Here is an 11,726-nt window from a genome sequence, read left to right on the forward strand (position 1 = left end):
TCGATTTTTTTAAATCAATTTCCTTTGGACACCTCGTAGGTTTGCTTTGAGGTAGTAAACTAAAAAATAATCAATAGTAAAAACGAACAAATGAAAACCATATATACAATCGCTCTTGCCACATCACTCTTAGCAATAAGTTGTGGTAAAAAAGAAACAACAAATAATGGCAACAAACCAACGGTAGCTGTAAAAATTACTAAAGTAACCGCTAATGATACCAATCCATTTATAACAGCAAGCGGAAAAGTGGAAGCTACCAATAGTGCTGAATTAAGTACTCGTATGATGGGCTATGTAACCAACATACATGTAAAAGTTGGTGATAAGGTAAATAAAGGTCAATTATTAATATCTATCAATAACAGTGATTTACAAGCCAAAAAAGCACAAGTAGAAGCCAATATTATTAAAGCAAAAGCAGGATTTTCAAGTGCTGAAAAAGATTACAATCGTTTTAAAAACTTATTTGAACAGAACAGTGCTTCTCAAAAAGAATTTGACGATATCACTGTTCATTACAATATTGCCAAAGCGAATTTAGAAGCAGCAAAACAGCTAAGAAATGAAATCAACTCTCAGTTTGCTTATACTAATATTAGAGCTCCATTTTCAGGAGTAGTAACGAACAAATTTATTGATAAAGGTGCAATGGCGAATCCTGGAATGCCCTTAATTTCTGTAGAAGGAAAAGGCGGATTTGAAGTAACTGCGTTAGTACCAGAAAGTGATATTTCTCAAATTAAAAAGGATACAAAGGTTGATGTAACTATCAAATCAATCAACAAAACAGTTACAGGTAACGTATCGGAAGTTAGTACCTCAGCAAAAAATACTGGTGGACAATACTTAGTTAAAATTAACCTAGATAAAACCAATATCAAATTATTATCAGGAATGTTTGCAACGGTACAGTTTCCTATTGAAAAAACACAAAAAAGTACTGATATGGTTTTAATTCCCTCAGAAGCTTTAGTACACAAAGGACAACTATCAGGAATTTATACGGTAAGTCAAAGTAATACTGCTGTGTTGCGTTGGTTACGCTTAGGAAGAACTTTTGGAAATCAAGTAGAAGTTTTATCAGGCTTATCAACCAATGAAAGCTACATTGTTTCTTCTGAAGGTAAACTTTACAACGGAGCGAACATTACAATTCAATAAAATCAATTTGAAAATGAATCAATCACCCCATTTTCAAATCAACAAATTTTCAAATTATATAAAATGAAAGAAGGTTTAGCAGGAAAAATAGCCAAAGGGTTTATAGGCTCTAAACTTACCATCTTACTAATGGTAGTGTTTATGGTAATTGGTGTGTACAGTTCTTTTTTAATTCCGAGAGAAGAAGAACCACAGATTGATGTGCCTATGGCTGACATTTTTGTAGGGTATCCAGGAGCGAGCCCTACAGAGGTAGAATCGAGAGTTATCAAACCCTTAGAAAAAATAATTTCTAACATCAAAGGAATAGAGTACGTATACTCTACTTCGATGAAAGAACAAGGAATGGTCATTGTTCAGTTTTATGTTGGAGAAGACATCGAGCGCTCGTTCGTAAAACTATACAATGAGATTAAAAAACATATGGATCAAGTGCCGAAAGATGTTACGATGCCTTTGGTAAAAACACGTGCAATTGATGATGTACCTATGTTAGGGTTGACATTATGGAGTGAAAACTATGATGACTATCAATTAAAACAAATGGCACAAGAACTTACCAACGAAATCGAAAAGGTAAACGATGTAGCGATTACTCAAAAAATTGGAGGTAGAAATCGTGAAGTACGTGTGGTCGTAGATAAAGATAAATTAGCTGCTAGTGGGCTAGACTTTTTATCGGTTACTGAAATGCTAAAAGCCAGCAATCAGCAACTGAGTGCTGGAAGTTATGATAAAAATGATACCGAGTTTTTAGTAACTACAGGAAAGTTTTTACAATCTGCTGAAGATGTAAAAAACTTAGTCGTTGGTGTACAACAAAATCAACCGATTTATTTAAAACAAGTTGCGAACGTACTAGACGGTCCAGAAATTCCTAAAAACTATGTAAGTTTTGGGTACGGACAAGCGAGTAGTAATGCTTCGACATATCAATCAGAGTATCCAGCGGTAACCATATCGGTAGCTAAACGAAAAGGTGCAGATGCAATGCAAATTGCCGATGTTATTTTGGCTAAGGTTGATCATTTACGTACCAACTTGATTCCTGATGATGTACATGTTGAAGTTACACGTAATTATGGTGAAACAGCCTCTCAAAAAGTATCGGAATTATTATTACACTTAATCGGTGCAATTATCGCAGTAACGTTAGTGGTAATGTTAGCCATGGGATGGCGTGGTGGTTTAGTTGTATTCTTATCAGTACCCATCACTTTTGCGCTTACCTTGTTAAGTTACTACATGTTAGATTATACCTTAAACCGAATTACCTTGTTTGCTTTGGTATTTGTAACAGGCATTGTGGTAGATGATTCCATTATTATTGCCGAAAATATGCACAGGCATTTTAAAATGAAGCGACTGCCGTTTAAACAAGCTGCCTTATATGCTATTAACGAAGTAGGAAACCCAACCATATTGGCAACCTTTACCGTAATTGCTTCGGTATTACCAATGGCATTTGTTTCTGGATTAATGGGACCTTATATGAGTCCGATGCCTATTGGAGCTTCTATCGCTATGATTTTATCATTATTTGTTGCATTAACGATTACTCCATATTTAGGATATATTTTCTTACGTGAAAAAGACAAGCACGGTGCGGAGGAAAAGGCAGAAGAAGACGAAACCAAAGCTATGCAAAGCACGCTAATCTATAAATTGTATGAGCGATTCGAACGTCCGTTGATTGAAAACAAAACCAAGCGTTGGGCATTCTTAGGAATCACGATTGTTTTATTATTAGGTTCTATGTCGTTGTTCTTTACCAAATCGGTAGCTGTAAAAATGTTGCCTTTTGATAATAAAAATGAATTCCAGGTAGTAATTGATATGCCTGAAGGCACCACGTTAGAACGTACCGATGCAGTAACCAAAGAAATTGCACAGTACTTAGCTACACGACCAGAAGTAGTAAACTACCAAAGTTATGTGGGTACTTCTGCTCCTATTACCTTTAACGGGTTAGTGCGTCATTACGATTTACGTGGTGGTAATAATATGGCAGACATTCAAGTAAACTTAGTTGACAAGAAAGATAGAAGCATACAAAGTCATGATATCGCAAAGTCAATGCGTGGTGACATTCAAAACATTGCTAAAAAGTTCAAAGCAAATGTAAAATTAGTAGAAGTTCCACCAGGGCCTCCTGTATTATCTACCATTGTTGCAGAAGTGTACGGGCCAGATTATGAAAAGCAAATTGAAATTGCTAATGAAGTTCAAAACATCTTACATAATACAAATGACGTTGTAGATATCGATTGGATGGTAGAAGACAATCAAACTGAATATGAATTTGTAATCGACAAGGAAAAAGCAATGTTGTATGGTGTGGTACCTCAGCAAATTGCTTACACATTGAATATGGCATTGTCTAACAGAGCGGTTTCAACTTTATATGATGAAGATGCTTCTAATCAAGTAGGAATTGTGTTTGCTTTGGATGAGAAAGAGAAGTCTTCTGTTCAAGATATTGCTCAGTTACAGATTAAATCGCAACACGGTACTATGGTTTCTATAAGTGATTTGGTTTCTATTGAAGAAAAAAACAGCGCAAAAAGTATTTATCGAAAAAATCAAAAGCGTGTAGTTTATGTGATGGCAGACATGGCTGGTGAATTGGAAAGTCCTGCCTATGCTATTTTAGGAATGGAAGAAAAGTTAAAAGAAATTCCACTTCCAAAGGGATATGAATTGAACGAATTATACATTAAACAACCCGATTTTGAAGATGATTACACCGTAAAATGGGATGGTGAATGGCAAATTACCTTAGAGGTGTTTAGAGATTTAGGTATTGCCTTTTTAGGAGTAATCATTATTATTTATATGTTGATTGTAGGCTGGTTTCAAAACTTTAAAGCTCCAATTGTAATGATGGTTGCCATTCCCTTATCAATGGTAGGAATTATTTTAGGACACTGGATGATGGGGGCTTATTTTACAGCTACTTCATTTATTGGAATGATTGCCCTCGCTGGAATTATGGTTCGAAACTCCGTTTTATTGATTGACTTTGTCAACTTACGCTTGGCAGAAGGAGTTCCGCTAAAGCAAGCTGTGATTGAAGCTGGTGCTGTTCGTACCACTCCTATACTATTAACAGCAGGTACGGTAGTTATTGGGGCATTTGTAATCTTATTTGATCCTATTTTCCAAGGATTGGCTATCTCTTTAATGGGAGGAACAATTACAGCTACAGTACTTACCTTATTAGTAGTGCCTTTGGTATATTATTTAATTGAACGTAAAAATTATAAGTAACATGAAAAATAGAATTGTACGCGGTATTGCAGGAGCTTTTATACTTATCAGTTTAACCCTAGCAATCAAAGTAAATAGTAATTGGTTATGGTTCACTGCTTTTGTAGGAGCCAACTTATTACAATCATCATTAACCAAATGGTGTTTACTAGATGATATTTTAACCAAGGTTTTTAAAGTAAAAGATTAATTTATTCTATGGAATAATTCAACATGAGTTGAATCTTATTATACAATTGTGGAAATTGTTGCTGTAAGTCTTCTGGAGTTTCAAAAAAGTGCTCCATAATTACAGCAACAAATTCCAATTTATTTGTTAATGCATATGGTCTAAAATAACCTGATGTTTTGATTCTTTCAATATTTGCTTTGTCATTCATAAAACTTGTTATTTCTCCGAACAATCTATAATAAATTCGAGAACTTACATCTTTCGATTTTCTTCCATGAAAAGTTAACGCATGTGAAAACTCATGAATTCCTAAGTTTATGTTATCATTTAACACAATATCTCCTAACAAAAAATCTTCCCAAGAAAACACTATAGATTTTAGCCTAGGGTTAAACTCTCCTTTGTGATATTGTTTAGTTATTGTTGAATAAAAACTGGTTGGGTATACGATAATTTTATCGAATGTAGCTGTGAGATATCTTCGCATACCGAAAGTTAATTTGACATACGATGTAGCTATTAAAACTTTTGCTTCTGGGGTTAACTCAAAATCATCCCTTTCAATAAAGTCATAGGTTCTAATAAACTTAGTTAATCGATGTTCAAAATATACTTTTTGCTTTTCATTTAACCTCTGATAAAAAGCTATATTTTCAACTAAAAACTCTTTCTTCTTCTTAGGCAACTTCTTCTTTACAAGATAAAAGTGCACAAAAATAGGTTTATTAAATATGTACACATAAATAGATTCTATTACGTTAACTCCAACAGCTATAAACCCCAAAAAGAAAGCGGTATATTTTATAAGAAAAAAAGGTTTCATTTTAATTTTTAAAATTCAAATATGGCTTATGTAACTTTAGTTACATTACTTCAAATTTCCGTTTTGTAATATTGCCTCAGTTAAGCAACTTTTTCTAATCATTTTCCCCAAAAAAAGCAGTAGATACAATTGTATCTGCTGCTTTATGTTTTTGTGACCCAGAGAGGGTCACATTATATTATTTATCATTATCTCTATTTTTTCAAAACCCCAACAACAAAGCTATATACATGAATATTATTGTTTATAAATGTTCATTAAAAAAACTAAAAAATACAATTTTTCTTACCACTATATTTACCACTATTGTATCTTTGGGGTAAGTAAAAAAACAAAAAATGTATTTCTATTTAAAAGAACCTAAGTCAGAAAAAGAGACACTGATAATTATTCAATTCTATGTAAAGAGCGAAAAGGCTATTTTCAAATATTCAACTGGCGAAAAAATAAATCCCGAGAATTGGGATTTTGAAAACAGACTACCAAAATCCAAAAAAGGAATCGGTGGAGCGAAGTTAAAAAAAATAACTTCCAATATTATGCGCTATGATACCTTTTTGGAACGATTGATTGATAACTGTAAAATCAATAATACACCCCTAACTCGAAAGTTCTTAAAAACAGAGTTTGACAAGCATTTCAAGAAAAAGGTTGCAGCAGAAAAAAAAGGATTTGAATACCTTACTGATTTTATCGATGATTTTCTTATCAAAGCGCCTAATCTTATCAATCGTTCTACAAAACGAAATTATACAACAGACAAGATAAAGCACTATAAAAAAACAAACAATCGATTAAAAGAGTTTGAAACTTACAGACGTTCAAAAATCAAAATAAACAAGTTTGATATTGTTGTCTATGATGCCTTGGTACACTACCTCACAGATAACAAAAAATACTCAGTCAACTATACAGGAGATTTGATAAAAAACATCAAAAAATTGCTTAAGGTAGCTGATGTAGAATTTGGCTATGATGTTCATAAGGATTATAAACGAAGTGAGTTCTCCGTTATCAAAGAAGAAAGTGTATCAATAGCACTAAACGAAAAAGAAATCGATACACTTTTCAATCACGATTTTTCAAAAAATGAACGTTTGCAAAATTGTAGAGACATGGCTATTATTGGTCTTTGGACAGGGTTAAGAGTTTCTGATTTTCTTAACTTACCTCAAATTAATACGGATGATAAGTTTATTACTGTACAACCTAAAAAGACCAAAAATTCGTCAGGGGTTAAAGTCGTTATTCCCCTACACCATCAAATCAAAGAAGTCATTAATAAAAGAGGCATGCCTAGAATGATTACTGACGTTAAATTCAATGAATATATTAAGGAGGTTTGCTTAGAGGTTGGATTTACCGATAAGGTAAAAGGTTCACTCATGGTTAAAGATGAGAAAACAGACATTTACCGTAAAAAAGTAGGCATGTATCCTAAATATAAATTAGTTAGTTCCCACACTTGTCGTAGGTCTTTTGCAACGAATTTATATAAGATGAACTTCCCTTCTCTTTCTATTATGAAAATTACTGGACATAGTTCTGAAAAAAGCTTTTTATCATACATCAAAGTTACGCCAACAGAACATGCAGAGAAACTACTTAATCACTGGAATGAATATTATAGTCAAAAAAGAGTTGATTAAGTCTAAAACGTTCTTTTAATCACTTTAAAAATTTGATATACCTCATTAAGGTCTAACTCAAAATCTGAATACTCGGGACTTTTATTTCTACTACGGCAAATAATCGTCCCGTTTTCTTTATCCAGTCCGATAATATCCTTGTGAAAAACATTGTGCTTAGAAAGAATAATCCATCCGTATAAAGTAGGATTGAATCCATCCATCCAATGATGGCGTCCAAGCTCTCTACCCAATACCAAAGCTCTGTTAGGAGTATCATTAATTCCTCCCCCGTTCATACTATCGTTTTTAGTTCTAAACGCTTCGTAATTACCACGACCGTACTTTTCTACATTAAAAGTCACTTCCTCCCATTCATAAATCACATTTGCATCATCTAGTGTTTCTAAAAAAGAAGAATAGGCATCAAAAGGAATCAGTCGTGTAGTTACGTTAAAACTACCATCAGGTTTTTCCACAAAAACATTCCCATTGGTATTCACCATAATATCCTTGTTGACAAGTTCCCCCTCTCCTGTAAGCAAATACATGTAGTTAATCTCTTTGTATCTATTAGTAATCGCTTTGGCAAGCTTTGGGCTTATTTTACTTCTTCCATTTCTTACATAGTAGATACGAGAATTACTATTGTCTCCAATCTCAACCGATAAGCGATTTGCTTTGATGCCTAAATGGTCTAATAACTCCTGTAAAATTTCCGAACTGGTTTTCAACATCTTATCAATTTCTTTAAATTATTTTGTCCACAATTTATTCTAAAAGTTGACAATTGATTTTATTTTTGCGCTATAATTGTCCACAAATATAGCAATTAACGATATATTATTGGTATTTGTGAGCAAAAAATAAAAAATAGCACAAAAATTTAAAAATTGAATATGACCCAAGCAGACTTGTTAAAAGTAAACCTTAAAGCCTTAACCATTTTTAATGCCAATGATACGATGCTTACTGTAGATGGTTGCGCAAAGTATTTAAAGGTACATCCTAACACGGTTAAAAACCGCATCCATAAAAATACCATTCAAGCAATCTTTCAAGACGGTAAATACCATATCCCTAAAATTCAATTTTTAGAAAAGATAGTAGAGAGCTTTGAACAATAACCATGGAAAAGAAAGCGCAATGAAAAACGCAAAAAGCGCAAAAACACCACAGCGATAAGTAAGCACTTATTGTAAGTAGCTCACAACATTCAGGTTGTGGGTTGCTTTTTTAAAGCAAAAAACGGTTAGCTGTCACTAACCGTTTAAAAAATTGCTATGAAAAAGAAAAAAATTCTGCAAGGATGCAGAACCTTTTAAGAACCTCAAAGATATGAAAAAAAGTAATGTATCGCTCACAGCGATAGGATTGTACAATCAAAAAGTACATGAGTATTTACAAAACACAACGTTGGATGCCACCACCCAACTAGCTATCAAGCTATTTAAAGACAATGCGCAGCGCAATAAGCTAAACAATGCGCAATACAACAAAGCCGTAGAGGAATTTAATACCCAACATGGTTATTTACTTTTAAAAAAGGGAAAAGAGCATGAAAAAGCGATAAGTAAACACTACAACTATATCAACTATCCTTTTCTAGATAGAAGTGCTATGAAAAGTACGATGGATAACTACCGTCAATATGTACATAGCTACAATCAGCAAGCTGTAGAGTATAACAAAGCCATAGCCGAGTATAACAAAACGGTTATAATTCCTAGCACTCCAACACTAACCCAAGAGGTTACAAACTTTACAAAGAAACACCGTAGTGAATTTACAATTCACTACAACAAAGCTGTAGCAAAATTCAATGCGCAAAAAAACGCAAACTATATCGCAAAAAAGCGCAAACCAACCATCAAGTACACCACAGAGCTTTTATTTAATGTCTTGGTAGGCTTTTATATCGCCCAACTAAAACAACGCAATTCATATCTCTTAGAAATGAATCGTCCAACCAGTGTATTAAAAAATGCCTTACCAAAGCTAACCATAGACCACCGTAAATTAGCGACACACACCATTGCAGAGATACCAAGACTTGCTATTTGTAAAAAAACAGCGCAAAACCACATCAAACGACTTAGAGAAGCCAACATCTTAATCAACTATACATATACCAACCAGTACAAACCCATAGCGGTTAATTTTCACCCTGAAATTCTAACAATTTTAGACGGAAATCCACCAAAACCCAAAAGAATTGAAAACCAATTTTTTAAACAAGAGAACTGGAAAGAATTACCAGATAATAATGATACTACTAGAACCTTTTTATTAAAAGAAAAAGAAATAAAAGACTGTGTAAATAACACAGGATTTCAAAAGGAAGAATTTATATGTCCTGCGGACGGCTTCTACAAGAACACCACAGTGATAAGTAAGAAAACAACAACTCGCCCGCGCCAAACTTCCGAAGCAGTTAAAGCCCTGTTACCTGATTTTTTAAAACAAGAAAAAACAAGCCAAGGCACAAACAGCCAGCTTACACATAATTTTCTAGCTCGATTGCAAGATGATAGAGAGCTAGCCCAACAATTGGCAGACGGTATGTATGATAATTACAAAGGATTGCGTTATGACTATTTGCAAAAAATAGAACTCTACGCCAATGTAACGACTGAAGAATTTAAGGCAATTTTAATACAGGATTGTATCAAAACTTCTGCAAGACTATGGAAACAGCACAATGTCTATGTAGGCGAATGGAAAAAAGCCATCAATTACCTAAACGACGAACTATTTACAAACATCACTCAAAAGACAACCCTGATTCAAAAGCTCAAAGAATACCGTTGGAAACTAGAGTTTGCTCGCAAGTGGTTTATCAAATCACAAGTAACCGCATTGTATCCCTCGTTGTACTTTGATAAAACACGTACCCAAACCCATGAGATAGGCTTTTTCAGCTTGCATAAAGTATGGAAAACCCATGTAAAGTATCAGGAACAAAAGGCAATAGAAAAAGCGCAACGACAAACGCAACAAAACGCAAGAAAGCGCAAAGCGACCTATCAAAAGAAAATTACAACAGCCATCAAGAAATATGAAAAGGGCAATTATACGGCAAAACAGCTATATACCTATGTGCAAACCAACTTACCACATAGCTATTTGTCAGCATTGTCCACTATGATACACTATAATCATCAAAACAGTATATAAAAAATGAGCAAAAAAGAAAACCGATGCCATTGCGGAACAGGACACAAAATCACCTGTCCCCAATGTAGCAAGCTAAAAATGGTTATCCTCTTAAAAAATGGGAACAGTCATTTAAAGTATAAAATAAGCCATACCACCTATGCAAATCCCGTTTGGTATAACCATTTGAGTAAAAATAATAAAACCATCAACACCTTAATCAATAGCATGTACAAACGATTTCAAAAGTCCAAATATGCAAACGCTACCAATAAACTTATGTTTTTTGACAATCAAACCAAACAACATATCACGACAATAGTAACCGCATAAAAAGAATAACAAAGCATCAACCAACACAGAAAAAGGGTTTGTAGTATGAGACTGAAACTCTGAAACCCCGAAATACCCATTAAGCTCGCCAGTAAATCAGTCTATCGTTGGGAGATCAGAATTAGATAAAAAAATAAGCAATGAACAGTTATCAAAAATGGTGTGAACTCCAAGAAGAAAAGCAGTATTGGAAGACGCAAGAAAAACGCAATAAAGCGCAAGGAAACGCAAAAAGAGAAGTACAATTAAAAAGAGAACATGAAAATACAACAATCAGCAAATGGTAATATAGTAATCATAGGAACATCAGGAGTGATAGAACACATCTTACCCACAATAACTATTCACAAACACCCGAGATACCCTAATGAAGCAATACTAATAACCCACAATACCAATTACAAAGACGAACAACAAGGCATTACCATACTCGCAAGAAATGTAACCAATGTAAACGAAACGAGGTTTCACGGAAATGCACAGAGTTTAAAAAGTATGTTAGAAAACGAATTAGTATTACAAGGAGGAACAACGGAAGCCCCACCTAAAACCAAAGAACAAGACCCGATGTATGTCGCTTATTTACAAGCCAACACTTACGAAAAGTTGCTAAGTTTTGTTAAAGAACATCAAGACAATATCGGAGGAAAAAGATACCATGAAGACGGTAGAATAAGCGAAGAAGATTTTTTTTGTCAGTTTGAAACATTTATCATTCGAGTAACCTTGCGTTACTACTACAAGCTAGACAACCAGAGCCTTATCAATTACATTCTAATGTCAGGAAGTACCAGTTACGTACACGAACCCAAAAAGGTTTATGTGTATGATGGCAACAATACCATTACAGGGTATGTCTATGAGAAAGCCTATTAGCAGTAAACACACGAACAATGACCGCTATTTACAGTAAAAAGAAACTATTTGAAAAATACTATTACCTACCAGAGAGAGAAATGCGAGCAACGATTAATGAGATTATCGCAGAGATACGCCATTTACCTTTTGAGGTAGCCAAACATAAAAAAAAACTACGTCCAAGTGAAGTAAGAAGATTTTTAGAAGTATATGATTTGAAATAAATAAAAAAAACTAAAAAAGTATTTATTATTTTTGCGTTTAATCTTAAACGCTATATTGCATATAGAAATACCGATTAATTTCACACATCACTTAATCA

At 33.9% G+C, this 11,726-nt stretch carries 11 protein-coding genes; 9 read left to right on the plus strand and 2 right to left on the minus strand.

Annotation, left to right across the window (positions count from 1 at the left end; translation table 11 throughout):
* Window positions 1–90: 90 nt before the first annotated feature.
* The 3 genes from MK851_RS11635 (at window position 91) to MK851_RS11645 (ending at window position 4,624) form a co-directional block, all read left to right on the plus strand.
* Window positions 91–1,164, plus strand: a complete 1,074-nt coding sequence (locus MK851_RS11635; protein ID WP_320244095.1) for an efflux RND transporter periplasmic adaptor subunit — start codon at window positions 91–93, stop codon at window positions 1,162–1,164.
* Between the two features lie 63 nt (window positions 1,165–1,227).
* Window positions 1,228–4,434 (plus strand): efflux RND transporter permease subunit, encoded by a 3,207-nt coding sequence (locus tag MK851_RS11640; RefSeq protein WP_320244097.1) that lies wholly within the window; start codon window positions 1,228–1,230, stop codon window positions 4,432–4,434.
* A 1-nt stretch (window position 4,435) separates the two neighbouring features.
* On the plus strand, window positions 4,436–4,624 hold the full coding sequence (locus MK851_RS11645) for a DUF2892 domain-containing protein (RefSeq protein WP_303510053.1): 189 nt from the start codon (window positions 4,436–4,438) through the stop codon (window positions 4,622–4,624).
* Window position 4,625: 1 nt separating this feature from the next.
* On the opposite strand, the gene MK851_RS11650 is transcribed toward MK851_RS11645, so the two are convergent.
* A complete protein-coding gene (locus tag MK851_RS11650; RefSeq protein WP_320244099.1) occupies window positions 4,626–5,429 on the minus strand; it encodes a zinc-dependent peptidase in 804 nt (267 codons plus the stop codon).
* A gap of 338 nt (window positions 5,430–5,767) precedes the next feature.
* On the opposite strand from MK851_RS11650, the gene MK851_RS11655 reads away from it, so the two are divergent.
* Complete coding sequence (locus tag MK851_RS11655; RefSeq protein ID WP_320244101.1) at window positions 5,768–7,078, plus strand: tyrosine-type recombinase/integrase; 1,311 nt, start codon at window positions 5,768–5,770, stop codon at window positions 7,076–7,078.
* 2 nt (window positions 7,079–7,080) lie between these two features.
* Here MK851_RS11655 and MK851_RS11660 read toward each other — a convergent pair whose 3' ends face one another.
* On the minus strand, window positions 7,081–7,794 hold the full coding sequence (locus MK851_RS11660; protein ID WP_320244103.1) for a hypothetical protein: 714 nt from the start codon (window positions 7,792–7,794) through the stop codon (window positions 7,081–7,083).
* 162 nt (window positions 7,795–7,956) lie between these two features.
* Between MK851_RS11660 and MK851_RS11665 the strand changes: the two genes are divergently transcribed.
* From MK851_RS11665 to MK851_RS11685, 5 genes are all read left to right on the plus strand, one after another.
* On the plus strand, window positions 7,957–8,184 hold the full coding sequence (locus tag MK851_RS11665; RefSeq protein WP_099214612.1) for a helix-turn-helix domain-containing protein: 228 nt from the start codon (window positions 7,957–7,959) through the stop codon (window positions 8,182–8,184).
* A 211-nt stretch (window positions 8,185–8,395) separates the two neighbouring features.
* On the plus strand, window positions 8,396–10,234 hold the full coding sequence (locus MK851_RS11670; RefSeq protein WP_320244106.1) for a hypothetical protein: 1,839 nt from the start codon (window positions 8,396–8,398) through the stop codon (window positions 10,232–10,234).
* Between the two features lie 452 nt (window positions 10,235–10,686).
* Window positions 10,687–10,833, plus strand: a complete 147-nt coding sequence (locus MK851_RS11675; protein WP_320244108.1) for a hypothetical protein — start codon at window positions 10,687–10,689, stop codon at window positions 10,831–10,833.
* Window positions 10,805–11,422: a hypothetical protein gene (locus MK851_RS11680; protein ID WP_320244110.1), complete on the plus strand. Its 618-nt coding sequence runs from the start codon at window positions 10,805–10,807 to the stop codon at window positions 11,420–11,422. Before MK851_RS11675 ends, MK851_RS11680 begins: the two co-directional genes overlap by 29 nt.
* 17 nt (window positions 11,423–11,439) lie before the next feature.
* Window positions 11,440–11,628 (plus strand): hypothetical protein, encoded by a 189-nt coding sequence (locus tag MK851_RS11685; protein ID WP_125066263.1) that lies wholly within the window; start codon window positions 11,440–11,442, stop codon window positions 11,626–11,628.
* The last annotated feature ends 98 nt before the right edge of the window (window positions 11,629–11,726 follow it).

Source organism: Tenacibaculum sp. 1B UA, assembly GCF_033978845.1.
Lineage (GTDB): Bacteria > Bacteroidota > Bacteroidia > Flavobacteriales > Flavobacteriaceae > Polaribacter.

What these genes read in the sequence shown, in the direction of transcription:
- MK851_RS11660 (WP_320244103.1), bottom strand. Translation starts at nt 7,794, where the DNA reads ATGTTGAAAACCAGTTCGGAAATTTTACAGGAGTTATTAGACCATTTA.
- MK851_RS11675 (WP_320244108.1), top strand. Translation starts at nt 10,687, where the DNA reads ATGAACAGTTATCAAAAATGGTGTGAACTCCAAGAAGAAAAGCAGTAT.
- MK851_RS11650 (WP_320244099.1), bottom strand. Translation starts at nt 5,429, where the DNA reads ATGAAACCTTTTTTTCTTATAAAATATACCGCTTTCTTTTTGGGGTTT.
- MK851_RS11680 (WP_320244110.1), top strand. Translation starts at nt 10,805, where the DNA reads ATGAAAATACAACAATCAGCAAATGGTAATATAGTAATCATAGGAACA.
- MK851_RS11665 (WP_099214612.1), top strand. Translation starts at nt 7,957, where the DNA reads ATGACCCAAGCAGACTTGTTAAAAGTAAACCTTAAAGCCTTAACCATT.
- MK851_RS11645 (WP_303510053.1), top strand. Translation starts at nt 4,436, where the DNA reads ATGAAAAATAGAATTGTACGCGGTATTGCAGGAGCTTTTATACTTATC.
- MK851_RS11670 (WP_320244106.1), top strand. Translation starts at nt 8,396, where the DNA reads ATGAAAAAAAGTAATGTATCGCTCACAGCGATAGGATTGTACAATCAA.
- MK851_RS11635 (WP_320244095.1), top strand. Translation starts at nt 91, where the DNA reads ATGAAAACCATATATACAATCGCTCTTGCCACATCACTCTTAGCAATA.
- MK851_RS11655 (WP_320244101.1), top strand. Translation starts at nt 5,768, where the DNA reads ATGTATTTCTATTTAAAAGAACCTAAGTCAGAAAAAGAGACACTGATA.
- MK851_RS11640 (WP_320244097.1), top strand. Translation starts at nt 1,228, where the DNA reads ATGAAAGAAGGTTTAGCAGGAAAAATAGCCAAAGGGTTTATAGGCTCT.
- MK851_RS11685 (WP_125066263.1), top strand. Translation starts at nt 11,440, where the DNA reads ATGACCGCTATTTACAGTAAAAAGAAACTATTTGAAAAATACTATTAC.